Genomic DNA, 24,055 nt, shown 5'->3' with positions numbered 1-24,055 from the left:
CTGCGCGACACCTACATGCTCTATGCCGGCGCGAACCTGATCTGGTCGCCGGTGAAGGACCTCGATATCGGTGTCGAGGGCATGTACGCCCAGTACGGTGTCCAGAACGGCCGGGTGCTCGACACCCAGAAGTTCAACTACACCGCCGCCTACGTGAACGCCGGCAACCCGGTGAAGACGATCTCCAGCACCGACGTCTTCCAGGCCCGCTTCCGCGTCCAGCGCGACTTCTAAGCCAGTCTCCGCGCCGGGGAGAACGATCCCCGGCGCTATCGACGATCCCCGTGTCATGCGGTCTTCGAGGCCCGGCTTCAGCGCCGGGCCTTTTTTATTGTCGCGATGGAGGCACGACTGGTCACGCACTCGGCCGGCACCGGTTCGGCCGGGCATGAACACCGGAGGAATAACTACATCGCGACTTCGTTGTCGCCGGACCCGCGTTGCGACGGCCTGGACCCGCTGTTACGCCAGACGCTGATTTCGCATCGCCCGCCCGCGCCCACCCCGGCGAAGGCCGTCGCCTGCGGACACCGACCGGCCCGCGAGAGGCCGGATTTCGGAGGACAGCGATGAGCACCGTAGCCTCGACGACGAGCACCGCGACCGCGCCGCCCGCGGCCTCGCCCGTCTCGCGCCGCTTCTGGCCGGAAGGGTGGTGGCGTCTGATCGACACCAAGATCGGCATCATCCCCCTGCCGATCTACCTCATCGTCGCCGTGCTCCTCGCGATCCTCGTGCAGGAGGGTGAGATCAAGCCGGACGGGCCGACGATGATCGCCGTGCTGATCATGGGCGGCTTCACCTGCGCCGAGATCGGCAAGAGGATCCCGATCCTCAAGAACATCGGGGCGGGCGCGATCTTCGCGACCTTCATCCCCTCGGCGCTCGTCTACTACAAGTTCGTGCCGCCGCAGATGGAAAAGGCGATCATCGACTTCACCAAATTCACGAACTTCCTCTACATCTACATCGCGACCATCATCGTCGGCTCCATCCTGGGCATGGATCGCGAGGTCCTGATCAAGGGCTTCCTCAAGATCTTCGCGCCGCTCGCCATCGGCTCGGTGGCCGCGGGCATCGTCGGCACCCTGGTGGGGACGCTGCTCGGCATCGGCGCCTACAAGACCTTCTTCTTCATCGTCGTGCCGATCATGGCCGGCGGCGTCGGCGAGGGGGCGATTCCCCTCTCCTTCGGCTACGCGGCGATCCTGGGGAGCCAGCAGGGCGCGATGTTCGCCCAGGTCCTGCCCCCGGTCATGCTCGGCTCCCTCACCGCCATCGTCCTGGCCGGCACCCTCAACTACGTCGGCAAGCGCCACCCCCACCTCACCGGCAACGGCAAGCTGCAGCCGGACGGGGACGAGTTGAAGACCGGCGACGCCCAGGCCCAATCCGAAGCCGCGCGCCAGGGGATCGACCCCGCCACCATCGCCGCGGCCGGCCTCACCGCCATCACACTCTACCTGCTCGGCGTCATGTGCCATCACCTCGTCGGGCTGCCCGCCCCGGTGGCGATGCTGTTCCTGGCGGTGTTCGCCAAGCTCGCGAGCGCCGTCTCCCCCCGTCTCCAGGCGGGCGGGTTCGTGGTCTACAAGTTCGTGCAGGTCAGCATGACCTACCCGCTCCTGTTCGCCATCGGCGTCGCCCTCACGCCGTGGAAGGAGCTGATGGCGGCCTTCACCCTCGTGAACCTCATCACCATCATCGCCACCGTGGGCACGCTGATGACGGTGGGCTTCTTCGTCGGCCGGGCCCTGAACATGTACCCGATCGAGACCGCCATCGTGAACGCCTGCCACAGCGGCCAGGGCGGCACCGGCGACGTGGCGATCCTCACCGCGGCGGACCGGATGGCGCTGATGCCCTTCGCGCAGATCGCCACGCGCATCGGCGGGGCCCTGACGGTGACGGGCACGCTGATCATGATGAAGTGGATCGGCGTCTGACCGCCCCTCGAGGTCGCCGGGCGGAAGTGCGATCCTCGTTCTGACTGCACCTTGAGGGTGTGTCCGGTCGTCTTCGCGAGGCGGCGGAGCCCGCGCGGGCCAGAATCGCGCGGCTGTGCGCATGAAGACGGCGTGGAAAGTCTCGCGTAGGGCACTCGACGGGGGGCCGTATGAGGCCGCGCCCCGTCACACCTCCTGCAGGATCCTGATCCGTGCCTTGAAGGCCGCGCGGATATGGGCGCGGGCGGCCGCCTCGGCGGCGTCGCCGTCATGGGCGCGGATCCCGGCCACGATGCGCACATGCTCGTCCAGGGCCTCGGTGGCCCGGCTGGGCGAGGCCAGGGTCGTCGCCCCCGGCAGGAGGACGAGGGACAGGCGCATCGTCTCCAGCATGCCCTGGAGGAAACGGTTGCGCGCGCAGGCGTGGATCTGGCGGTGGAACTGCCGGTTGGTCCGGGCCATCGTCATGGCGTCGCCGACATGGGCCCGGTCGCGGGCGACCATCTCCTCCAGCACCTCCACCTCGACCTCGCTGGCATGGATGGCGGCAAGGCGGGCGGCCGTCCCCTCCAGCACCTCGCGCAGGTCGTAGAGTTCGCTGACCTGTCCGTAATCGAGCTGCGCGACGCTCGCCCCCCGGTGCGGCTCGTGGACCACCAGCCCCTGGGCCTCCAGCCGCCCCAGCGCCTCGCGCACCGGTGTCCGGCTGATGGCGAAGCGTTCCGCCAGCTCGGCCTCACGCAGGCGGCTGCCGGGGACGATCTCGCCCTCCTCGATCGCCCGCAGCAAACGCTCGTAGGCGCCGGTCGCGCTCGACCTCTCCGCCTCCCCGCCCCGCATCCCGCCCTCCTCAGTCATCGTGGGCTATCCTAGGACAATATGGCTGAACCATGCCCGCCCGACTCGCTTGCCGGCAATCCCTTGATGCATTTGCATGCATGCGTATACGATATCCTGGGATGGAGGTGGAGGGCCGGCGGTGGCGGATCAGCATGATGTGATCGTGGTCGGGTCCGGCAACGCGGCCATGAGTGCGGCCCTCGCCGCCCTGGAGCGGGGCGCCTCCGTCCTCGTCATCGAGAAGGCGGGCAAGGACCTCGCCGGCGGCAACACCGCCTACACCGCCGGCGCCATGCGCTTCGTCTACGAGGGCAACGAGGAGCTGCTGCCCCTCCTCGCCGACCCGGCGGATCCACGCCTGCCGCGCACGGATTTCGGCGCCTACACCGCGGCACAGTTCGAATCGGACCTGCTCGGCTTCAACGACGGTCGCCCACTGTCCCGGGAGCAGCGCATCCTCATCGACGAATCGGCCGCGGCCCTCCGCTGGCTGTCGGCGCAGGGGGTGAAGTTCGAGCCGATCTACTCCCGCCAGTCCTTCGAGAAGGACGGGCGCTTCGTCTTCTGGGGTGGCCTCACCCTGGCGACGCACGACGAGGGGTTCGGCCTCGCCCGGGCCGAGCTCGACGCCCTCGTGCGGGCCGGAGGCGAGATCCGGTACGAGTGCCCGGCCACGGGCCTCATCGTGGAAGAGGGGGCCGTCGTCGGCGTCGAGACGCCCCAGGGCCCCCTGCGGGCCGGGGCGGTGGTGCTGGCCTGCGGCGGCTTCGAGGCGAACGCCGCGCTGCGGACCCGCTACATCGGCGAGGGCTGGGAGAGGGCGCGGGTCCGCGGCACGCCGCACAACCAGGGCGACGGGCTCGCCATGGCCCTGACCCTCGGCGCCAGGGCGCACGGCTTCTTCGGCGGATGCCACGCCACACCGATGGACCGGCACATGCCCGAATACGGCAACCTCGACCTGCCGCACGGCGAGCGCAAGCACTATCGCAAGATCTGCTACTTCCTCGGCGTGATGCTCAACGCCGAGGGCCGCCGGTTCGTGGACGAGGGCAAGGATTTCCGCAACTATACCTATGCGCAGTTCGGCCGGGCGATCATGGACCAGCCGGGCCACGTCGCTTGGCAGATCTTCGACGCGAAGGTCGATCACCTGCTCTACAGCGAATACCGTTTTCACGATGCGCATTTCGTCCAGGCGGACACCCTGGACGGCCTGATCGACAGGCTCGACGGCATCGACCGGGAGGGTGCCCGCGCGACCCTGGCCTCCTTCAACGCCGCCGTGGAGACGGGTGTCCCCTTCGACCCGACCGTCCGCGACGGGCGGGGCACGAGGGGCCTGCCCCTGCCCAAGTCGAACTGGGCGCAGGCGATCGAGACCGGCCCGTTCAAGGCCTATCCCGTGACGGGGGGGATCACCTTCACCTATGGCGGCGTCGAGGTCGGCGAGGCCGGCGGCGTGCGGCGGGAGGACGGGAGCGAGATCCCCGGCCTGTTCGCCTGCGGCGAGATGGTGGGCGGGGTGTTCTTCAACGGCTATCCCGGTGGCTCCGGCCTCACCTCCGGCGTGGTGTTCGGCCGCCGCGCGGGCTACGGCGCGGCGGCGGCCACCGGGGGCCGGTAGCGCTCCGGCGGCCTCACGCCACGCTGCGCTCGATCTCCTCTTCGTCGCAGATCACGCCGGCATTGCCCTCGAACTCGGCGGCGAGGTCGACGGGGGCCTGGACGGGGGCGGGCGCGGCCCGGTCCCCGGCGAAGGTGGACAGGAACAGCCGCATCACGTGGCGCACGCCGGCATCGTTGATGGTGCGCTGGTCGTCGTTGTAGTAGCGCCCGGCATTCACGTTGCTGGTGACGATGTCGTAGGCCGGGAAATACACCGCCCTGGGGTCGTTTCGGGCCACGACCTCCCCCGCCGCCACGCGCAGGACCGACTTGGAGTAGCTGTTCGACTCCATCACGTGCCGGTCCATGTAGGTGGCGATCATCGGAACGGGGGAGACGGTGAAGATCACCCGCGCCTTCGGGTTCACGCTCCACAGCCGGTCGAGGAAACCGTCGAGGTCGGCCAGGACCTCGGCGGCGCCCGCGTTGACGCATTCGTAGAGGTCCGGGTCGAACGAGCCGCCCGCCACGCCCGGCGCCAGGGGCAGGGCCGCCCCGTCCGCCCGCCAGCGCCATCCCTCGGTGAGGCCGAGGGTCAGGACGAACACGTCGAGGGTCTCGAACAGGTGGCGCACGGCGGCGAGATGGGCGTCGCGGGCGGCGATCACCTCCGCCTCGCTGGCGTAGCCCGCGGGCTCGACGGTGGGGCGGAACGGATCGACATAGCGCCCGTCCTCCCGCAGCCACGCCGTCAGCGCGGGCTCGAACCGGCCGTAGGCGCGGTCGAAGAGCTGCACGAACTGGCGCGTGTAGTAGAGGTTGCCGTACCGGGCCGAGAAGGTCCCGAACTGGCGGGCAGCGGCTTCGGCTGCGCCCATGCCGGGGGTCGGCGGCTCGGTGAGATAGTAGTGGAAGCCGGCGCCGCGCACCGCCTCCGCCACACGCTGCGCGAAGCACGAGCCGCCGGTCGCGACCTTGTCAGTCGGGGCGATCGTGAAGGTGTTCTTCGGGTGCGGATTGACTGCAAACGGGGGGACATTGGTCACAACCTTGCGCCAGAAACGCTCGGCCGGTAGACCCGTATACGGATTTGTCGCCATCCCCGACCCCTCTCAACGCGGTGGCGGACTACGCCGTCGCCGCCCTCCGCTCAAGACCAGCGCGCACCGTGGCCCTGACCGATCTTCCCCGGCGCGCCCGCGATGCGCTCTCCCTGTCGGCCCCTTCCTGGGCGACAGCGTGGCGGACCCGGTCGCGGGAGGCCCCACCCCGCACCGGGCCGTCGATCGCGATCATCGGGAACTGCCAAGCCAGGGCCCTCGGGCAGGCGATGCGCCTTTTCGCCCCGCGGAGCCCCGTCCGCTACGTCTCGATGGGCACGCTGAAGCGCGAGCACGGCCACCTCGACACCCTCGCCCGGACCCTGCACGGCCATGATCATGTCTTCAGCCAGGCCTTCCCCGAGGGTCTGATCCCCGGCGGCGGCAGCGCCCGGCTGAGGGAGATCGAGCCGCGGCTGACGCTCGTGCCGTCGATCGTGTTCTCGGCCTTCCATCCGGACATGGTCTATGCGGGGGCGTCGTCGGACCTCGCGGCCCTCAAGCTCGCGCCCTCCCCCCTCGGACAGTACCATTCGGCCATCGTGCTGACGGCCCATCGCCTTGGGCTCGACGCCGGCCGCACGGCGGCACTGTTCCGCGAGGAGGTGTTCGCGCGGCTCGGCTACCTCGACCGCTGGGAGCCGGCGGTCCACGAACTCACCGCCGCGGCGGCGCAGGTGGGCTTCGCCCTGGACCGGGAGCTGACCCGCTGGGCGCGGCGGGGGGCGTTCATGCACCTGATGAACCACCCGAAGGCGTTCGTCGTGGGCGACATCGCCAAGCGGCTGCTGCGCGAGACCGGCATCGAGCCCGAAGCCGTGGAGGTCGAGGATTACCTCGGCGACGAGCTCGCCCACGATGTGATCTGGCCGGTCTACCCGCCCATCGCCGCGCAGTTCGGGCTCACCGGCTCCTACCTGTTCAAGACCAAGGCGCGGGGCGGGGCCTTCCCGGCACTCTACGACCTGCCGGGCTTCGTGGCGGCGAGCTTCGCCCTCTACGACGGGATGAGCGGGGCGGACCTGCACAGCCAAAGGGTGGAGGCGTGGCTCGCCTCCCCCGAGATCGTGGCCCTGTTCCGCGCGGGATAAGAGGCGTCAGCCCGCCGCTTGCAGGGGCGCCGCGTCGAGCCCCTGGACCACCGCCTTCACCACCGCATCGACCTCCCGGACCTGGTACGGCTTGCGCAGGAACAGGCCGCCGGGAACCGACCGCCGCAGGAGCGCCGTCTCCGTCGAGGAATAGACGACCGGCCGGCCGGGCCGGATCGCCCGGAACGCCTCGCCCACCGTCCAGCCGTCGATCAGGCCAGGAAGGTGAATGTCGGTGAGCAGCCAGTCTATCTCCATCCCCCGTGTGCGGAGAAGGGTCAACGCGGCCTCGCCCGTCGAGGCTTCGAGCACCCGGATTCCCTGCGCCTCGCACAGGCTCGCGATGATCTCGAGCAGAAGGTAGCTGTCTTCGACGATCAGGACGCTTTTTGCGTGGCGCATGGCGGGCGAACCGGTGAACGCGGAACGTGATCCTTCGCCGTTCCGATTAAGAACCTGTTAACGACGTCGGCCGGTATTCGGCGGGTGTTCGGCTGTGTCACCCCGGCCACCGCACGGTACGAAATGGCCTGTCCGGCTGCGGGCGCCGCGCCCAGGCCGCATTCGGGGCGCTTCACCACGGTGCGGGTGCGCCGCCGCACGCCGCACCGGACGGGTTCGGCCGAAGGGACCGGCGGGGCGCGTCCCTGAACCCCCGCTTAACCATCGTAAGGTTAAGGGGGGCACCGGCCCATAGCAGCGGCCCCGCTTCGAAGACCCAAGCCGGCCTTCGGCACCGCGCGAGGAGTTTTTGCCAGAGATGTCCGCGACCTTCACTCGGCGCCTGCGCGCCGCCGCCCTCGGCCTTTCGGTCTTCGCCGCCCTCGGCCTGGGCGCCTGCAGCAAGGACAGCGACCTCGCCGACGCCTCGGCCTTCGGCGGCGGCGCCGCCACGCCGGGCAGCGCCCAGGACTTCGTCGTCAACATCGGCGACCGGGTGTTCTTCGAATCCGACTCGACCGACCTGACGGCCACCGCCACCGCCACCCTCGACAAGCAGGCCGCCTGGCTCCAGCGCTACCCGCGCTACACGTTCATCGTCGAGGGCCATGCCGACGAGCGCGGCACCCGGGAGTACAACTTCTCCCTCGGCGCCCGCCGGGCCCAGTCGGTGTACGACTACCTGAGCACTCGCGGCGTCGCCACGGGGCGGATGCGGACCGTCTCCTACGGCAAGGAGCGCCCGGTGGCCGTGTGCAACGACATCTCCTGCTGGTCGCAGAACCGCCGCGCGGTGATCGTGCTCGACAAGGGCGCCGGGGCCTGAGCGCCCGACCCGGTCGTCTTTTTGCCGCGGACGGGGGGTTCTGTCGGGCACGCTCCCTGCCGCGGCGCATGCCGGTGCGGTAAGGAGGGCGCCACTCCAGAGGTTCGGGACCGCGCCCGTCCGCCCCGCGGCCGGGGCCCGGATCCCCGCCCGCAGACCGCAAGTCGAGCCCCATGAACGCCCGCCTCCGCACCCGCCTCCTCGCCGCCACCGTGATCCTGCCCGCCCTGTTCGGCCCGGCGGCGGCGCAGGACGCCTCCGAACTCGTAGTCCGGCTCGGGCGGCTGGAAAGCCAGTCCCGGACGATGTCGGGGCAGATCGAGACCCTCCAATACGAGAACCGGCAGCTCAAGGAGCAGCTGCGCAAGTTCCAGGAGGATGTGGAATTCCGCCTCAACGAGGCGAAGGGCGGCGGCGCCGCCAAGCCCGCCCGGGGCGCCGCGCCGTCCCCCGCCCCGGCCCCGGCGGCGCCGGGCGCGATCAACGGCGGCAACCCCGGCTTCACCCCGGCCCCGACCAAGCCCCAGAAGCGCGGCGACGCCTTCGACCCCGCCGGGGATCCCGGCGCGCCGGGCGCCCCGATGCGCCTGGGCACCACCGAGTCCTCCGCGCCTCTCCCCCCGCGGGAGACCGCCGAGGCCGCCCAGGCGACCCCGCCCCTGCCCCGCGGGGCGATCGACGACGACGCCGATGCGGGCGGCTACGACGATCCCGTCGACCTGAACCCGCCCCGCCGCACCGGGGCGATCTCCGTCGCGCCGCGGCCGAGCGAGAGCGTCGCCGCCACCGGCACCCCGGATGCCGAGGCCGATTACGACTCGGCCGTCGAACTGGTCCAATCCCGCCAGTACGAACAGGCCGAAATGAGCCTGCGCCAGTTCCTGCAATCGCACCCCCGCGACACCCGCGTGCCGGGCGCGACCTATTGGCTTGGCGAGAGCTACCTCGCCCGGGGCCGCACCCGCGAGGCGGCCGAACAGTTCCTGAAGGTCTCCACCGATTATGCCCGCTCCGCGCAGGCGCCGGAGGCGATGCTCAAGCTCAGCGTCTCCCTGAACGCCCTGGGCGCCAAGGAGCAGGCCTGCGCCACCCTCGCGGAGCTGGAGCGCAAGTTCCCGAACGCCGGCACCGGCGTCCGCCAGGGCGTCACGCGGGAACAGAAGCGCGCCCGCTGCGCGGCGTGACCGGGGCGGACGACCCCGTCCTCGCTGCGCTTCGCCCCTGGCTGAGGCCGGGCCGGGCGAAGACGATCCTCCTCGCCGTGTCCGGTGGCCCCGATTCGCGCGCCCTCCTGCACGCATCGGCCGCGCTCCGGCCCGCGGTGCCGCTGGCCGTGGCGACCGTCGATCACGGCCTTCGGGCGGAGGCGGCCGACGAGGCGGCGGCGGTCGGGCGGGCGGCCACCGGCCTCGGGCTGCCCCATGCCGTCCTGGCCTGGCGCGGGGCGAAGCCGGCCTCCGGCCTCCAGGACGCCGCCCGTACCGCCCGCTACCGGCTGCTGACGGACCACGCCGCCCTCCTCGGCGCGGACCTCGTCCTCACTGCCCACACCCGCGACGATCAGGCCGAAACGGTGCTGATGCGCCTCGCCGCGGGCAGTGCGCCGGCCGGCCTCGCGGGCATGCGCCCCGAGCGGGAGCTGGCGCCGGGGCTGCGTCTCGGAAGGCCGTTCCTCGGCCTCGGCAAGGCGGCCCTCGTGGGCTGGTGCGAGGCACAGGGCATCCCCTTCGTGCGGGACCCGTCCAACGCCGATGGCCGCTATGCCCGGGCTCGCCTGCGGAGTGTCGCCGCGGCCCTGGCCGCCGAGGGCTTGACCAGCACGCGGCTGGCGCGCCTCGCCGCCCGGGCGGCCCGCGACGACGAGGCCCTCCGGCAGGCCACCGGCGAAGCCCTCGACCGAATGCTCCTTCCGGCGCAGGGCGGGACGGTGCGCCTCGACGGCACGGCCCTGTCCCGGCTGCCCGAGGCCGTCGCCCTGCGCTGCGTGGACCGGGCCATCGACCGGGCGGGGGGAAACGGGCATCGTCTGGAGCGGCTCGAAGCCCTCGTGCTCGATGTCCTCCTGCCCGCCCTGCGCCTCGGCCGGCCGATGCGGCGGACCCTCGCAGGCCTTATCGTCTCGGCCGATGCGGCGGGCACCGTCACTCTGCTGTGCGCTCCGCCCCGGAAGAATGCCGGGCCTGCGGCACCGGCGACTGGCTTACTTGGCAACGAAGACCCCCCCGCCTACATTGGCGATGCGTGATCGGACGGGTTGGCCCTGCTGCGCGGGGGCTGTCTAGGGGACCGCGCGCGCGCCAAGGATTGATCGATGAACCCGAATTTCCGCAACTTCGCCTTGTGGGTCGTCATCTTCCTGCTTGTGCTCGCCCTCGTCACGCTGTTCCAGAATCCTGGACACCGGGGCGGCGGCAGCGAGATCGCCTATAGCCAGCTGCTGAACGATGCCGATGCCGGCAAGATCCAGTCGGTGGTGATCGCCGGGCAGGACGTGTCGGGCACCTATGTCGGCGGCGGCAACTTCACCAGTTACGCGCCCAACGACCCGAACCTCGTCACCAAGCTCCAGGGCAAGGGCGTGCAGATCACGGCGCGCCCGCCGTCCGACAACACGCCCTGGTTCATCCAGCTTCTCGTGAGCTGGCTGCCGATCCTCGTCTTCATCGGAGCCTGGATCTTCCTGTCCCGGCAGATGCAGTCCGGCGCCGGCCGGGCCATGGGCTTTGGCAAGTCGAAGGCCAAGCTCCTGAACGAGGCGCACGGTCGCGTCTCCTTCGACGACGTGGCTGGCGTCGAGGAAGCGAAGGAGGACCTGCAGGAGATCGTGGAGTTCCTCCGGGACCCGCAGAAGTTCCAGCGCCTCGGCGGTCGCATCCCGCGCGGCGTGCTGCTCGTCGGCCCGCCCGGCACGGGTAAGACGCTGATCGCCCGCGCGGTCGCCGGCGAGGCCAACGTGCCGTTCTTCACCATCTCCGGTTCGGACTTCGTGGAGATGTTCGTGGGCGTCGGCGCCAGCCGCGTGCGCGACATGTTCGAGCAGGCCAAGAAGAACGCCCCCTGCATCATCTTCATCGATGAGATCGACGCCGTCGGCCGGCACCGCGGCGCCGGCCTCGGCGGTGGCAACGACGAGCGCGAGCAGACCCTGAACCAGCTCCTCGTGGAGATGGATGGGTTCGAGGCGAACGAGGGCGTCATCATCATCGCGGCGACCAACCGCCCCGACGTGCTGGACCCCGCCCTCCTGCGTCCGGGCCGGTTCGACCGCCAGATCATGGTGCCGAACCCGGACGTCACGGGCCGCGAGCGCATCCTGCGCGTCCACGTCCGCAAGGTGCCCCTGGCACCGGATGTCGATCTGAAGACCATCGCCCGCGGCACCCCCGGCTTCTCGGGCGCCGACCTGATGAACCTCGTCAACGAATCGGCCCTGCTCGCCGCCCGCCGCGGCAAGCGGATCGTCACGATGCACGAGTTCGAGGACGCCAAGGACAAGGTCATGATGGGCGCCGAGCGGCGCACCCTCGTGATGACCGAGGACGAGAAGCGGCTGACCGCCTACCACGAAGGCGGCCACGCCATCGTCGCCCTCAACGTCCCCGCCACCGACCCCGTCCACAAGGCCACGATCATCCCCCGCGGCCGGGCGCTCGGCATGGTCATGCAGCTGCCCGAGCGCGACAAGCTGTCGATGTCGTTCGAGCAGATGACCTCGCGGCTGGCGATCATGATGGGCGGGCGCATCGCCGAGGAGATGACCTTCGGCCAGGAGAAGGTGACCTCGGGCGCCCAGTCGGACATCGAGCAGGCGACCCGGCTCGCCAAGATGATGGTGACCCGCTGGGGCTTCAGCCCGGAGCTCGGCACCGTCGCCTACGGCGACAACAACGACGAGGTCTTCCTCGGCATGTCGATGGGCCGGCAGCAGTCGGTCTCGGAGGCCACCGCCCAGAAGATCGACGCGGAGGTGCGCCGCCTCGTGGAGGCGGGTCTCGAAGAGGCCCGTCGCATCCTCGCCGAGCGCAAGGATGACCTCGAGGCCCTGGCGCAGGGGCTCCTGGAATACGAGACCCTCTCCGGCGAGGAGATCCGCAACCTGATCAAGGGCCATCCCCCGGTCCGCGACGGGGGCGACACGCCCTCCACGCCGGCCCGGCCTTCCTCCGTCCCCTCCGCCGGTCGCGGCCGGCCGAAGGAGAGCGACGGCGGGATGGAGCCTCAGCCGCAGGTCTGAGCCGCAGCATCCGAGACGCGATCAGGGGCGCCGAAAGGCGCCCCTTTTTCGTTTGGCCGTCCCCTCCCCGTCGGCGCGAGCCGTGAGGGGGAGAGCGCCCTTCCGGTGCAGGTGACTTCCCACCGCGATCTGTACGCGAGCCCCTGAGACACGCTGCGCCGTCTGTCCGCCTGGCCGCAGAAAAAGCTTGGCCTTACCGTCCGCGCGCATCGCAGGGTCTTCCGGCGCGATTCACCGACTTGCGCGACCCGCGGGCCCGTTCGGAATGTCCCACTCCCTCGCCATCGTCGCCCTCGGCGCCGCCACGGCCGGCTTCGTCCAGGGCCTGTCGGGCTTCGCCTTCGGGCTCGTGGCCATGTCCTTCTGGGCCTGGGTCATCGATCCGCAGCTGGCGGCGGTGCTCGCGGTGACGGGCGCGTTCACCGGGCAGGTGATCGCGGCCTTCTCGGTGCGGCGGACATTCGATCGCGGCGCCCTCGCCCCGTTCCTCGTCGGCGGCCTCGCGGGCATCCCCATCGGGGTGCTGCTGCTCCCCCATCTCGACGTGGCGCTGTTCAGGGCGCTGCTCGGCACCCTGCTCGTGGTGTGGTGCCCGTTGATGCTGCGGGCGAAGGATCTGCCGCGCATCGCCGCGGGCGGCCGCCTCACCGATGCGGCGGTCGGGCTCTGCGGCGGTGTCCTGAGCGGATTCGGGGGCTTCACCGGGACGCTGCCGACCCTGTGGTGCACCCTTCGGGGCTACGAGCGGGACACGCAGCGGGCCATCATCCAGAACTTCAACCTCGCGATGCTCGGCGTCACCCTGGCGAGCTACGTCGCCACCGGCTTCGTGACGCGGGAGGCGCTGCCGCTCCTGGCGGTCGTGCTGCCGAGCATGCTGGTGCCGACCTTCATCGGGACCCGGCTCTATCTCGGCATCAGCGAGGCGACGTTCCGCCGGCTGGTGCTCCTGCTGCTGACGGCCTCGGGCCTGACGCTTCTCGGCTCTGCCCTCGCCGGCTGGGGATGACGGGGGCGCGCCGCCGCATTTCGACCGCCTTTGTCGCGGAGCACCCGATTCACCACACGGCCGTCCGAACCTCGGGCGGCGGGGGAAATCTGCTACAGTCCGAGGGGTGCGCCCCGGTCGGCGCCGGAGATGCGACGTTGCGCAAGTATTTCGGAACCGACGGCATCCGCGGCCGGGCCAACGGTATCATCACCCCGGAGCTGGCCCTGAAGGTCGGGCAAGCCGCCGGCCTCGTGTTCCAGCGCGGCGACCATCGCCACCGGGTGGTGATCGGCAAGGACACCCGCCTGTCCGGCTACATGATCGAGACCGCCCTGGTGGCGGGCTTCACCTCGGTGGGGATGGACGTGCTGCTGCTCGGGCCGGTGCCGACCCCTGCGGTGGCGATGCTGACCCGCTCCATGCGCGCCGACATCGGGGTGATGATCTCGGCCTCGCACAACCCCTACGAGGATAACGGCATCAAGCTGTTCGGGCCCGACGGGTTCAAGCTGAACGACGAGGTCGAGCGGGAGATCGAGGCGCTGATCGACGCCGAGCTGCACACGCGGCTGGCCGGATCCTCCGAACTCGGCCGGGCCAAGCGGATCGAATCCGTCCACGCCCGCTACGTGGAATTCGCCAAGCGGACCCTGCCGCGCTCCGTCACCCTCGAAGGGCTGCGGGTGGTGGTGGATTGCGCCAACGGCGCCGCCTACCGCGTCGCGCCGGAGACCCTGTGGGAGCTCGGCGCCGACGTCATCAGCATCGGCGTCGAGCCGGACGGGTTCAACATCAACCGGGACGTGGGCTCCACCGCCCCGTCCGCCCTGGTGGAGATGGTCCGCGAGCGCCGCGCCGATATCGGCATCGCCCTCGACGGCGACGCCGACCGGGTGCTGATCGTGGACGAGAAGGGCCACGTCGTGGACGGCGACCAGCTGATGGCCGTCGTCGCCCGGTCGTGGAAGGAGGACGAGCGCCTCACCCAGCCCGGCATCGTGGCGACGATCATGTCGAATCTCGGCCTGGAGCGGTTCCTCGGCGGCCTCGGGCTCGGCCTCGCCCGCACGGCGGTGGGCGACCGCTACGTGCTGGAGCATATGCGCGAGCACGGCTACAATCTCGGCGGCGAGCAATCCGGCCATATCATCATGTCGGACTACACCACGACCGGGGACGGGCTGGTGGCCGCCCTGCAGATCCTCAGCGTGGTCCAGCGCAGCGGCAAGCCGGTGAGCGAGGTGTGCCACTGCTTCGACCCGCTGCCGCAGATCCTGAAGAACGTCCGCTACCGCTCCGGTGAACCCCTCCGGCACGACAGCGTGGTGACGGTGATCGAGCAGGCCCGCGGGCGCCTCGGCCAGTCCGGCCGCCTCGTCATCCGCCCCTCCGGCACCGAGCCGGTGATCCGGGTGATGGCCGAGGGCGACGACCGCACCCTCGTGGCCGAGGTGGTCGATGAGGTGGTCGAGGCCGTCGCCAAGGCCGCCGCCTGAGCCGGCGTCAGCCCCCCGTCAGCCCTTCGTAACGCAACAAGAGGTCGGCCGGGGCGGTGACGCGCCAGGCCGCGAGCAGGGCCGCGCGCAAGGTCTCCTCCTCGCACGGGTCGAGGTCGAGGTTGGTCCAGCCCCGCCGGCCCCAGGCGCCGTCGAGGGGCTGGAACAGGTCCGGTTCGGCGTCGCAGAACGCGTCGCGCGCCTCCGGCGTCAGCCGCAGCACCAGCCGCTCCTCCTCGACCCAGAGCGTGGCGAGCACCCGTCCGCCCACGCGGAAATCGGGGTTGCCCCGGTGCGCCCCCTCGATCACCTCGGGAAGCAGGCCCGCCAGGCCGCGGACATCCTCGCCCGTCATCGCCCTCCCCCGGGCCGCAGCCGGGACCGCCGATCACCGGCCTGTATTCGCGTGTCGAGATGCGTCACCGCCAAACCTTTACGAGTGCCGAACCGCTCGCCCGTGTATTAACGGGCGTGAAAGATTTCACCCCAGCGATGAAATCTATCTCAGGGCTAAAACTTAACGTTAAGCTCAGTTTAAGAGGTTCCGGTCATCCTCGGATTCGTCACTAAGCCGGCACTAAGCTTCCGGCACACGATACGAGTGAAGGAAACCTTATGGCCCGCTCCAAGCTTCACGCTATGATGCGCGTCGCGACGCTCGTGGCGAGCGTCGGCGCGCCCTGTCTCGCCGCCGCAGCAGATCTTTTGCCGCCGCCTCCCCCGCCGATGCCCGAGCCGATCGATTTCGCGGGGGGCTGGTACCTCCGCGGCGACGTCGGCGCCAGCATCTACACGGCGCCCAAGTACCGGGCCACCGAGATCCCCGGCACGGTGTTCTTCGGCGAAGCCCAGTCCGGCGGTCTCTTCGCCGGGGTCGGCGTCGGCTACCAGTTCAACAGCTTCCTGCGCGGCGACGTCACCGGCGAGTATCGCACGGCCAGCCTGCGGCTGGGGAGCTACAACGATTTCGGTTGCGGCTGCAACAACGAGGTCACCGGCCGCAACTTCAACCTGACCAACGGCCACTACGATGCCGCCGTCGTGCTGGCGAACGGCTATTTCGACCTCGGCACGTGGTACGGCATCACGCCCTTCGTCGGCGGCGGCGTCGGCGTGGCCTTCAACTACTTCCAGGGCTTCACCGACAGCGGCGTGACGAACTTCTACTCGCCCTACCGCTTCAACCAGCCGACCTCGCCGGGCTACTTCAAGTCGAAGTCGACCGAGAGCCTCGCCTGGGCGCTCCATGCCGGTCTCGCCTACGATGTGACCCCGAACTTCAAGGTCGAACTGGCCTACCGTTACCTCAACCTCGGCCACGGCCAGACCGGCCCGCTGACCTGTCTCGACGTCTCGTCGGATGCCTGCACCACCGTGCTGAAGGCGAAGAACATCGAGGCGCACGATATCAAGCTCGGCCTGCGTTACCTGATCGGCGCCGCCGCCTTCGCCCCGCTGCCGCCGCTCATGTCCGAGCCGCTCGTGCGGAAGTACTGATCCTTCATCCGAAAGGATCGTCAACGGCGCGGGTTTCCCGCGCCGTTTGCGTTTGCAGGACCCGCACACCATCGTTTGCCGTGAAATTCGCCTACGCAATCGGGCCGTGATTGATCATCGCAACGGTCAATTAAGGTTACTGGCGTACCACAATGGTGTGGCGTGAAGATTCACTTGCTTCGCAGCCCCGGGGACTGTTTGGGATGCGTCAGATTTTGGTATCGCTGCTCGCCCTGAGCGCAGCCGGAACGGCCCAGGCCGCCGATCTCGACTACGATTACCTGCGCGGCGCGGATTACGACCCGCCGCCCGCCGCCACCATCGATTGGAGCGGCGTCTATGTCGGCGGCCACGGCGGTTGGACGTCGGGTGCCCTCGACAAACGCACGAACGTGCAATCGTCGTTGGCCAACTACGCCAACTCGACACCGGGGTTGGGCGGCTACAGCATCACGTCTTCCAAGATTTATGCCTCGCGCGGGTCCAACGACAGCTTTGGCGCCTTCGCCGGCTTCAATGCGCAATTCGACGATGTGGTTCTCGGCATCGAGGCCGACTACACCCACAACAGCAGAAAATCGCTCTGGATCGCCACCGCCGATAGCGTATTCCTGCCCTACTCGGTGGCGGCCACGAAACGCTCGAGCCTTGAGAACTATGGCACGATCCGCGCGCGGGCCGGATACGCGATCGGCAACTTCCTGCCTTACGTGACGGGCGGTCTCGCCATCGGGGAAGCGTCCTTCCGGCAAGGCCTGTATGGAATCCCGCCGTCGTCGTCCCCCATCGCGCAGGTGAGCAGCTCCAAAATCCTCGTCGGCGTCGCGGCTGGCGCGGGCATCGAGTACGCGATCACGCCCAACATTCTCCTGCGCGCCGAATATCAGTATCTCAACTTCCAGGACTTCGACGGTCGCAAGATCCAGTTGAACACCGTCCGTGGCGGCGCGGCGGTCAAGTTCTGATCGCCGACACCCTTGCCGGAGCCTTCGCCATGACCCTCCGCCAATCGGCCGTCCGCCTGCCGTTGCTCGCGATCTTCGTGTGCGCCGGGCTCGCTCCGGCCGCGGCCCGGGACGACGCCTTCGCCGATGCGCCGCCGCACCGGGTGCGGCGGGTCCATCGCCCCGTCGGGTTGCCGCCGGTCTACGGGCCGCCGCCCGCCCTCGTCAGCGACTATCTGCCCCGCAACAACGCGGTGCCGATGTACAACGAGCCGCCGGGCATCCGCGACCGCGGCGCCTACGGACGGTGATCAGCTCTCCAGCTCGCTGTCCCAGTAGAGGTAGTCGAGCCACGTGTGGTGATACTGCCGGTGGTCGAATTCCGGCTGGCGGTGGTGCAGCTCGTAGCGTGTCGGCCGCCGCGGCGCGTTGATCAGGGGCATCTCGGCCTCGTCCGGCGTGCGGTTCGCCTTGCGCAGGTTGCAGGGCGAGCAGGCCGCCACGACGTTGTCCCAGCTCGACAGGCCGCCCCGGGAGCGGGGCACCACGTGGTCGAAGGTCAGCCCCCCCGAGGGCAGGCGCAGGCCGCAATACTGGCAGGCGAAGCCGTCCCGCAGGTAGATGTTGTAGCGGGTGAAGGCCGGGCTGCGCGCCAGGGCGACGTAGTTCTTCAGGGCGACGACACTCGGCACCCGCAGCGACCGCGAGGGCGAGCGCGCCTCCACGTCGTAGCTCGCCACCAGCGTGACGCGGTCGAGGAACAGGGCCGTGAAGGCGTCCTTCCACGACCATAGGGACAACGGATTGTACGAGAGCGGCCGATAATCCGCGTTCAGGACGAGGGTTTGCAGATCCATCATCGGCGCGTCTCGCTCACGGCTATCTCTGGCGCGTCCAGCGCGCGGGAAGTGTCCCGCGCCCCGCCCACCCGCCGCGTTCGCGGCCGGCGACGGGCGGATGGCGACGCCGGGCGCCCGCAGCAGGGCGGGTCCCGGCGCGCACATCGCGCGGTGTCGGATTGAGGATGAAGGCGTGCGACAGGGCCAGGGACCGGCGGGAAACCACGCCGGGGCTGGCACTCGGATACGGTACGCGGCCGGGCCGGGACGTGATCGCCGCCGGCCGCGCCCCTTCGCTTCGTGACGAAAAGGCCCTGTCCATAAGGCGTTCATCTAATCCCACCGTGACACCCTTGTGAAGCTTTCGCTTTCGGCCGCAGGGACGCACCCACAGGGAGATACTTCGCGGAGGGGCACTATTCCCGGTGGCGTCTGATCGCGGGAGGGCGCCCGTCGGCGCCGCCGGACGGTCGTTCCGGCCGGCTTCGGGGTTGGGTCACCCGTGCTTTCGCCCTATTCCTCTGGCGAACCGGCGGGCCCGCGCGGCCCGTTTGCCGCGCTCCGCCGCGAATCGCCGGGCCCCCGCATCCGGGTGGCGACCCGGTCATCCATCGAGAGGTTTGCCCATGCCGTTTCCGCCAGTGCGCGTATCCACGCCGCACGGCCCGCGCCGGTTCCACGCCACGCCGCTCGCGTTTCTGGCCGCCCTTGCGGCGGCCCTGTGCCTGACCTCGCCCCTCCCCGCGGTGGCCCAGCCGGCGGCCCAGCCGAGCGCCCCCGCCGCCCCGCCGCCGGCCAAGTCCGGTGACGCCAAGCCCACGGACGCCAAGCCCACCGACGCCAAGCGTGCGGACGGAAAGCCGGCGGACGGCAAGGCGGAGGAGGCGAAGCCGCCGGCCGTGCAGCCGGAACTGCCGGAGCAGTTCAAGGCCGTCCGGGCGAAGCTGGAGGAGGCGAAGAACGAACTCGACCGGCGCGAGAAGGAACTCGGCCACAACGACCTCGCCGCCGCGGACCTCACCGCCATCCGCGAGGCGGTGTCCGTCGTCACGGACAACGTGCGCGACATCGTCAGCCGCCTCGACGCGCCCCTGGCGGCCGCACGGGAGCGGCTCTCGCAGCTCGGCCCCAAGCCGAAGGAGGGCGAGGAGAGCGCGGACGTCGCCCAGCAGCGCGCCGAGCGCGAGGCCGCGGTCAACCGCATCGACGAGACCCAGCGCCTCGCCCGCTCCCTCGTGGTGCAGGGCGACCAGCTCATCGACCGGGTCTCGAACCGCCGCCGCGCCTCCTTCACCCGCGACCTGTTCCAGCGCACGCAGCCGCTCATCAGCCCCGGCCTCTGGACCAGGGTCATGGCCGATTTCCCCCGCGACATGCGGGCGCTCTCGAGTGCCGTCGCCGACATCGGCCTGCTGTTCACCCGCAACGGAAGCATCGGCAACCTGCTGCTTCTCGGCCTCGCCTTCGGCGTGTCGGTGGCGCTCTACTTCGGACGGCGCAACATCGCCCCGCGGGCGGCGAGGCGCGACGAGACCAGGACCGAGCCGTCCCGCAGGGCCACCCTGCTCGGGGCGTGGCGGGTCATCCTCGTCGGCACGGTGCCGGCGGTGGCCGGCTCCTACGCGGTGTTCTACGCCCTGGACGAGACCGACCTGCTCCCCTCCCGGCTCCTGCCGGTGGCGGGGGCGATCCTGCTCGGCCTCGCCTTCATCGCCGCCGTCGAGGCCCTGTGCGAGGGGCTGCTCAGCCCGGACAAGCCGGCGTGGCGGCCCGCCCCGGTCAGCGATTCGGCGGCCACGCGGCTCAAGCTCCTGGCGGTCGGCGTCGCCACCATCGCGACGGTGGTGAAGTCGGTGGAGGCGCTCAACTCGGGCATCTCCGCCGCTCTGCCCATCTCCATCGCCACCCGGGGCATCGGCGCCGTCGCCACCGCCCTGATCCTCGCCATCGGCCTGCACCGCTTCGCGGATACGGAGCAGGAGGAGGAGGCCTGCTTCGGCCCCTACGTGCCGACCAAGACCACCACCGGCATCGGCGGCCCGGCCCGCCTCATCGGCTGGGTCGCCGTCGGCGTCATCGGCATGGCGGCGCTGGGCGGCTACGTCGCCCTGGCGACCTTCCTGATCGACCAGCTCATCTGGATGGCGGTCGTCCTGGTGATGCTCTACCTGCTGGTCCAGAGCGTCGACACGTTCCTCGGCCGGGCGCTCACCGACGAGAGCCGCCTCGCCACCGCCCTCCAGGCCAACACGGGCCTGCGCAAACGGTCCCTGAACCAGATCTCGGTCCTGGCGACCGGCGCGGCGCGGGTGGTGCTGATCCTCGTCGCCGCCCTCCTGATCCTGGCCCCCTGGGGCCTCGATTCGACGGACCTCGTCTCCTCGATGCGGTCGGCCTTCTTCGGCTTCCAGGTCGGGGGGGTGACGATCTCCCTGTCCTCGATCGCCCTGGGGATCGGGGTGCTGGTGATCGGTGTCGTCGTCACCCGCGCCATCCAGAGATGGCTGGACCAGACCTACCTGCCCGCCACGGACCTCGATGCGGGCCTGCGCAACTCGATCTCGACGGTGGCGGGCTATTGCGGCTTCCTGCTCTCCCTCGCGCTGGCCTTCTCCTATCTCGGCCTGAGCCTGGAGAAGCTCACCATCGTGGCCGGCGCCCTGTCGGTGGGTATCGGTTTCGGCCTCCAATCCATCGTCAACAACTTCGTCTCGGGCCTGCTGCTCCTGTGGGAGCGGCCGATTCGGGTGGGCGATCAGGTGGTGATCGGCGATTCCGAGGGCATCGTGAAGCGGATCTCGGTCCGCTCCACGGAGATCCAGACCTTCGACCGGTCCGCGGTGATCGTCCCCAACTCGAACCTCATCTCCGGCATCGTGAAGAACCGGGTGCGGGGCGACCGGACGGGGCGGCTGTCCCTCACGGTCAACGTCCTGCGCAACCAGGACCCGGTGAGGGCTGCGGAGCTGATCACCGGCTGCGCCGAGGCGCACGCGAACGTGGTGCGCGATCCGCCGCCGCGGGTGGTGTTCCGCAAGATCGGCGACACCTTCCTCGAGTTCGAACTGCTGGCGTGGATCAGCGACGTGTCCCTCGGCCTCAAGGTGCAGACGGACCTGAACTTCGCGGTCTTCCGGACGCTCACCGAGAGCGGCATGATCCCGCCCCTCGGGCCGGGGTCCAGCATCGTCACGGTGCATGGGCTCGACGGCATGCAGGACGCCATGGGCGCCATCGCCAAGACCTTCGTCCGCCCGAGCCAGGATCCGGGGGGCGGGAAGGAGCCCACCGCGCAGGGGTGAGCGCGAGGGAGGGCCAGCGACGCCCGCCGCCGGATGCGAAATGCCGGGGCAGCGCTTATATCCGGCCTCCAGCAGGCACAGCGGCGGATCGCACGGACGTGACAGACAGAACCGGACAGGACAGCGGATCGAGAATCGCCATCCCCCTCGTGGCAGGGGCCGTGGCCGTCCTGCTCGGCGCCTGCGCGGCGAGCCCCCCGGCCGCGACGGTCGTCCCGGCCCTCTACCTGCCGCTGGCGACGAACACGGCGCAGGTCGATGTCGAGACGGCCCGGGACATGATCTCGTCCTACCGGCGCAACAACGGGGCGCCCCCGCTCACCATCGATCCCGAATTGCAGAAACTGGCGGAGACCGAGGCCGCCGCGATGGCCGCGGCCGACCGGCCGAGCAAGGCGCAGACGGTGAAGGCGGCGGTGACGCGGCTCGGCTACGCGGATGTGAACGCCAACCTGTCGGCGGGCTACCACACCCTCGCCGAGGCGTTCTCCGGCTGGCGGGAAAGCCCGCCCCACAACGCCACCATGCTCGACCCGAAGGCCGGCCGGATGGGCATCGCCACCGCCTATGCGCCGGGCTCGAAGTACAAGGTCTACTGGGCGCTGCTCACGGCGAAGTAGCGCCCACGGCCTACCCCCGGCCGCCGGGGCGGGGGTGCCTTCAGCATCACCGCCACCCGCCGGTGGGCCGGCGTGGAGAGGTCGTCCAGACAGTACGGCGGCGGGCTCCGTGAGGCGTGGCCCGGCGCGGTTTCGCGGGCCGCGTGACCGGATTCCAGGCACACCTGCGGCCAGTGTCAGGCCGACGTGCTGAACGAATGGTAAAGTCTCGACGGATCCTGTGACGTCCCGTCATCGTCCGTTCAGCCGGGACACCGCATAAGCCCCTCGTCGCATGGGGGCATTGAACCCCGGAAGCGGGCGAAACCCGCGCGACGTGGCTTGGGGGCGGTCCCATGACCCGGGAGGGTCGGGGCCGGCGGCGGAGCGGTTCGATGGTTCGTCTGTACGGACGGGTTCTTGGTTTCCTGAAGGCCGAGCGGCGGCTGGCGATCTCCCTCGCCGTGGCCAACGTGTTGCTGGCGGTGGCGTCCTTCGCCGAACCGCTGCTCATGGGCCGCATCATCGACGGGCTGACCCATCTGAACCGCGGCGGCAACGCCATGTCGCAGATGCTGCCGCTCATCCTGGCCTGGGTCGGTTTCGGATTCTTTACCATCGGCGCCGGGGTGTTCATCGCCCTCCACGCCGACCGGCTGTCCCACCGCAACCGCCTGTCCAGCATGGCGGCCTATTTCGAGCACGTCCTCGACCTTCCGCTCGCCTTCCACTCGGCCAACCATTCGGGCCGCGTCCTGAAGGCGATGCTAGAAGGCACGAACGGCATGGCGTGGCTGTGGCTCGGCTTCTTCCGCGACCACCTCGTCGCCCTGGTCTCCCTCGGCGTTCTCCTGCCGCTGACCCTGTTCATCAACTGGCAGCTCGGCTCGATCCTCGTGGTGCTGGTGCTCGCCTTCACCGCCCTGACCACCTTCGTGATGCGCCGCACGGAAACGCTGCAGGGGCAGGTGGAGCACTTCAATTCCGGCCTCGCCGCCCACGCCTCGGACGCCCTCGGCAACGTCGCGGTGATCCAGTCCTTCACCCGCGCCAAGGCGGAGAAGGACGCGATGCGCGACATCATCGCCAAGCTGCTCGCCGCGCAGATCCCGGTCCTGTCCTGGTGGGCGCTCGCCAACGTCGCCACCCGCGCGTCGGCGACGATCACCATGACCGCGATCTTCGTGACCGGCATTTCGCTCTATCAGGCCGGCACGACCACCGTCGGCGAGGTGGTGGCCTTCATGAGCCTCGCCACGGCCCTGGTCTCCCGGCTCGACCACGTGGTTGGCTTCGTGAACGGCCTGTTCCAGCAGGCCCCGAAGATCGCCGAGTTCTTCACCATCTACGACACGGTGCCCTCCGTCGCCGACCGGCCCTACGCCAAGCAGGTGGCGCGGTTCGCGGGCGAGGTCACCTTCGAGGACGTCACCTTCACCTATGACGGCCGCCGCCGGGCCCTCGACGGGGTGTCCTTCTCGGCCAAGCCGGGGGAGACCATCGCGCTCGTCGGCACCACCGGCTCGGGCAAGTCGACCACCCTCGGCCTCCTGCACCGGAGCTTCGACCCGGCCTCCGGCGCGATCCGGATCGACGGCCTCGACGTGCGCGACGTCGCCCTCAGCTCGCTGCGCCACAACATCGGCGTGGTGTTCCAGGAGCCGATGCTGTTCGCCCGCTCGATCCGCGAGAACCTGCAGGTCGGCCGCCCCGACGCCACGGATGCCGAGATGCTGGAAGCCCTGGAGCGCGCCCAGGCCGGCGAGTTCATGGCCCGGCAGGCGGACGGTCTCGATACGGTGATCGGCGAGCGCGGCCGCTCCCTCTCCGGCGGCGAGCGCCAGCGGCTCTCCATCGCCCGGGCGCTGTTGAAGAACCCGCCGGTGCTGATCCTCGACGAAGCCACCTCGGCCCTCGACGCGGCCACCGAGCGCAAGCTCCAGGGCGCCCTGGAAGCCGTGATGGAAGGGCGGACCACCTTCGTGATCGCCCACCGCCTCGCCACGATCCGCGACGCCGACCGGATCCTCGTGTTCCACGAGGGCCGGATCGTGGAGGCCGGCACCTTCGATGAACTGGTCGCCCTCGAGGGCCGCTTCACCGAACTCGCCCGCGCCCAGTTCATGGCGGCGCAGGCGGACGAGGACGAGACCGGCCTCGCCCTGGCGGCCTGACCGCCTCACGGCTCGGAACGGAAAGAGACCCCCGGCAATGGCATCACCGGGGGTCTTTGTGTGCGTGCTCTCGGTAGCGGGAGCTTCCGGTCCGTCGCGCCAGCGGCGAGAGCGCCGCGATCTCACG

Annotated in this window: 20 protein-coding genes and 1 pseudogene; 16 read left to right on the top strand and 5 right to left on the bottom strand. The window is 70.1% G+C overall.

Going from position 1 to position 24,055, the window contains the following annotated elements:
• Both MKK53_RS13205 and MKK53_RS13200 read left to right on the top strand, forming a co-directional pair.
• Window positions 1-234 (top strand): annotated as a pseudogene (locus MKK53_RS13205) (porin); the annotation flags it as partial.
• A gap of 335 nt (window positions 235-569) precedes the next feature.
• Window positions 570-1,946: a 2-hydroxycarboxylate transporter family protein gene (locus tag MKK53_RS13200; protein ID WP_243929157.1), complete on the top strand. Its 1,377-nt coding sequence runs from the start codon at window positions 570-572 to the stop codon at window positions 1,944-1,946.
• 186 nt (window positions 1,947-2,132) lie between these two features.
• On the opposite strand, the gene MKK53_RS13195 is transcribed toward MKK53_RS13200, so the two are convergent.
• Window positions 2,133-2,786, bottom strand: coding sequence for a GntR family transcriptional regulator (locus MKK53_RS13195; RefSeq protein WP_243929166.1), 654 nt, complete (start codon window positions 2,784-2,786; stop codon window positions 2,133-2,135).
• A gap of 94 nt (window positions 2,787-2,880) precedes the next feature.
• On the opposite strand from MKK53_RS13195, the gene tcuA reads away from it, so the two are divergent.
• A complete protein-coding gene (tcuA, locus tag MKK53_RS13190) occupies window positions 2,881-4,413 on the top strand; it encodes an FAD-dependent tricarballylate dehydrogenase TcuA (protein ID WP_243929156.1) in 1,533 nt (510 codons plus the stop codon).
• A gap of 13 nt (window positions 4,414-4,426) precedes the next feature.
• Here the strand turns inward: tcuA and MKK53_RS13185 are convergent, their stop codons facing one another.
• Window positions 4,427-5,494, bottom strand: coding sequence for a GSCFA domain-containing protein (locus MKK53_RS13185; RefSeq protein ID WP_243929155.1), 1,068 nt, complete (start codon window positions 5,492-5,494; stop codon window positions 4,427-4,429).
• A 68-nt stretch (window positions 5,495-5,562) separates the two neighbouring features.
• On the opposite strand from MKK53_RS13185, the gene MKK53_RS13180 reads away from it, so the two are divergent.
• Window positions 5,563-6,585, top strand: coding sequence for a WcbI family polysaccharide biosynthesis putative acetyltransferase (locus tag MKK53_RS13180; protein WP_243929154.1), 1,023 nt, complete (start codon window positions 5,563-5,565; stop codon window positions 6,583-6,585).
• 6 nt (window positions 6,586-6,591) lie between these two features.
• Here the strand turns inward: MKK53_RS13180 and MKK53_RS13175 are convergent, their stop codons facing one another.
• Window positions 6,592-6,987: a response regulator gene (locus MKK53_RS13175; RefSeq protein WP_243929153.1), complete on the bottom strand. Its 396-nt coding sequence runs from the start codon at window positions 6,985-6,987 to the stop codon at window positions 6,592-6,594.
• A gap of 358 nt (window positions 6,988-7,345) precedes the next feature.
• On the opposite strand from MKK53_RS13175, the gene pal reads away from it, so the two are divergent.
• The 6 genes from pal (at window position 7,346) to glmM (ending at window position 14,573) form a co-directional block, all read left to right on the top strand.
• Window positions 7,346-7,852 (top strand): peptidoglycan-associated lipoprotein Pal, encoded by a 507-nt coding sequence (gene pal / locus MKK53_RS13170; RefSeq protein WP_243929152.1) that lies wholly within the window; start codon window positions 7,346-7,348, stop codon window positions 7,850-7,852.
• Between the two features lie 173 nt (window positions 7,853-8,025).
• Entirely contained in the window at window positions 8,026-9,036 is a 1,011-nt protein-coding gene (gene ybgF / locus MKK53_RS13165; RefSeq protein ID WP_243929151.1) for a tol-pal system protein YbgF, read from the top strand.
• Window positions 9,033-10,097 (top strand): tRNA lysidine(34) synthetase TilS, encoded by a 1,065-nt coding sequence (gene tilS, locus MKK53_RS13160; RefSeq protein ID WP_243929150.1) that lies wholly within the window; start codon window positions 9,033-9,035, stop codon window positions 10,095-10,097. Before ybgF ends, tilS begins: the two co-directional genes overlap by 4 nt.
• 66 nt (window positions 10,098-10,163) lie before the next feature.
• Window positions 10,164-12,086, top strand: coding sequence for an ATP-dependent zinc metalloprotease FtsH (ftsH, locus tag MKK53_RS13155; RefSeq protein ID WP_243929149.1), 1,923 nt, complete (start codon window positions 10,164-10,166; stop codon window positions 12,084-12,086).
• Window positions 12,087-12,351: 265 nt separating this feature from the next.
• The gene (locus MKK53_RS13150) at window positions 12,352-13,095 is read left to right on the top strand and encodes a sulfite exporter TauE/SafE family protein (RefSeq protein ID WP_243929148.1); all 744 of its coding nucleotides are present in this window, start codon (window positions 12,352-12,354) and stop codon (window positions 13,093-13,095) included.
• A gap of 137 nt (window positions 13,096-13,232) precedes the next feature.
• Entirely contained in the window at window positions 13,233-14,573 is a 1,341-nt protein-coding gene (gene glmM / locus MKK53_RS13145) for a phosphoglucosamine mutase (RefSeq protein ID WP_243929147.1), read from the top strand.
• A 7-nt stretch (window positions 14,574-14,580) separates the two neighbouring features.
• Here glmM and MKK53_RS13140 read toward each other — a convergent pair whose 3' ends face one another.
• The gene (locus MKK53_RS13140) at window positions 14,581-14,928 is read right to left on the bottom strand and encodes an MmcQ/YjbR family DNA-binding protein (RefSeq protein ID WP_243929146.1); all 348 of its coding nucleotides are present in this window, start codon (window positions 14,926-14,928) and stop codon (window positions 14,581-14,583) included.
• Between the two features lie 260 nt (window positions 14,929-15,188).
• Here MKK53_RS13140 and MKK53_RS13135 point away from each other — a divergent pair, with 260 nt between their 5' ends.
• From MKK53_RS13135 to MKK53_RS13125, 3 genes are all read left to right on the top strand, one after another.
• Entirely contained in the window at window positions 15,189-16,070 is an 882-nt protein-coding gene (locus MKK53_RS13135) for an outer membrane protein (protein ID WP_243929145.1), read from the top strand.
• Window positions 16,071-16,273: 203 nt separating this feature from the next.
• Window positions 16,274-17,035: an outer membrane protein gene (locus tag MKK53_RS13130; RefSeq protein ID WP_243929144.1), complete on the top strand. Its 762-nt coding sequence runs from the start codon at window positions 16,274-16,276 to the stop codon at window positions 17,033-17,035.
• A 29-nt stretch (window positions 17,036-17,064) separates the two neighbouring features.
• Window positions 17,065-17,325, top strand: coding sequence for a hypothetical protein (locus tag MKK53_RS13125; RefSeq protein ID WP_243929143.1), 261 nt, complete (start codon window positions 17,065-17,067; stop codon window positions 17,323-17,325).
• Here MKK53_RS13125 and MKK53_RS13120 read toward each other — a convergent pair whose 3' ends face one another.
• Complete coding sequence (locus tag MKK53_RS13120) at window positions 17,326-17,874, bottom strand: HNH endonuclease (protein ID WP_243929142.1); 549 nt, start codon at window positions 17,872-17,874, stop codon at window positions 17,326-17,328.
• Window positions 17,875-18,479: 605 nt separating this feature from the next.
• On the opposite strand from MKK53_RS13120, the gene MKK53_RS13115 reads away from it, so the two are divergent.
• From MKK53_RS13115 to MKK53_RS13105, 3 genes are all read left to right on the top strand, one after another.
• Window positions 18,480-21,155, top strand: a complete 2,676-nt coding sequence (locus MKK53_RS13115) for a DUF3772 domain-containing protein (RefSeq protein WP_243929141.1) — start codon at window positions 18,480-18,482, stop codon at window positions 21,153-21,155.
• Between the two features lie 161 nt (window positions 21,156-21,316).
• Window positions 21,317-21,775 (top strand): CAP domain-containing protein, encoded by a 459-nt coding sequence (locus tag MKK53_RS13110; RefSeq protein WP_243929165.1) that lies wholly within the window; start codon window positions 21,317-21,319, stop codon window positions 21,773-21,775.
• A 374-nt stretch (window positions 21,776-22,149) separates the two neighbouring features.
• Entirely contained in the window at window positions 22,150-23,928 is a 1,779-nt protein-coding gene (locus tag MKK53_RS13105; RefSeq protein ID WP_243929140.1) for a glucan ABC transporter ATP-binding protein/ permease, read from the top strand.
• The last annotated feature ends 127 nt before the right edge of the window (window positions 23,929-24,055 follow it).

Source organism: Methylobacterium sp. J-076, from assembly GCF_022829405.1.
GTDB lineage: Bacteria > Pseudomonadota > Alphaproteobacteria > Rhizobiales > Beijerinckiaceae > Methylobacterium.
This window is presented reverse-complemented; position numbering and strand designations above follow the sequence as displayed.

Bases quoted from the DNA above. Each gene is read 5' to 3' on its own strand.
- MKK53_RS13200 (WP_243929157.1), top strand. From the start codon at position 570: ATGAGCACCGTAGCCTCGACGACGAGCACCGCGACCGCGCCGCCCGCG.
- MKK53_RS13195 (WP_243929166.1), bottom strand. From the start codon at position 2,786: ATGCGGGGCGGGGAGGCGGAGAGGTCGAGCGCGACCGGCGCCTACGAG.
- tcuA (WP_243929156.1), top strand. From the start codon at position 2,881: ATGCATGCGTATACGATATCCTGGGATGGAGGTGGAGGGCCGGCGGTG.
- MKK53_RS13185 (WP_243929155.1), bottom strand. From the start codon at position 5,494: ATGGCGACAAATCCGTATACGGGTCTACCGGCCGAGCGTTTCTGGCGC.
- MKK53_RS13175 (WP_243929153.1), bottom strand. From the start codon at position 6,987: ATGCGCCACGCAAAAAGCGTCCTGATCGTCGAAGACAGCTACCTTCTG.
- pal (WP_243929152.1), top strand. From the start codon at position 7,346: ATGTCCGCGACCTTCACTCGGCGCCTGCGCGCCGCCGCCCTCGGCCTT.
- ybgF (WP_243929151.1), top strand. From the start codon at position 8,026: ATGAACGCCCGCCTCCGCACCCGCCTCCTCGCCGCCACCGTGATCCTG.
- ftsH (WP_243929149.1), top strand. From the start codon at position 10,164: ATGAACCCGAATTTCCGCAACTTCGCCTTGTGGGTCGTCATCTTCCTG.
- MKK53_RS13150 (WP_243929148.1), top strand. From the start codon at position 12,352: ATGTCCCACTCCCTCGCCATCGTCGCCCTCGGCGCCGCCACGGCCGGC.
- MKK53_RS13140 (WP_243929146.1), bottom strand. From the start codon at position 14,928: ATGACGGGCGAGGATGTCCGCGGCCTGGCGGGCCTGCTTCCCGAGGTG.
- MKK53_RS13135 (WP_243929145.1), top strand. From the start codon at position 15,189: ATGGCCCGCTCCAAGCTTCACGCTATGATGCGCGTCGCGACGCTCGTG.
- MKK53_RS13130 (WP_243929144.1), top strand. From the start codon at position 16,274: ATGCGTCAGATTTTGGTATCGCTGCTCGCCCTGAGCGCAGCCGGAACG.
- MKK53_RS13125 (WP_243929143.1), top strand. From the start codon at position 17,065: ATGACCCTCCGCCAATCGGCCGTCCGCCTGCCGTTGCTCGCGATCTTC.
- MKK53_RS13120 (WP_243929142.1), bottom strand. From the start codon at position 17,874: ATGATGGATCTGCAAACCCTCGTCCTGAACGCGGATTATCGGCCGCTC.
- MKK53_RS13115 (WP_243929141.1), top strand. From the start codon at position 18,480: ATGCCGTTTCCGCCAGTGCGCGTATCCACGCCGCACGGCCCGCGCCGG.
- MKK53_RS13105 (WP_243929140.1), top strand. From the start codon at position 22,150: ATGGTTCGTCTGTACGGACGGGTTCTTGGTTTCCTGAAGGCCGAGCGG.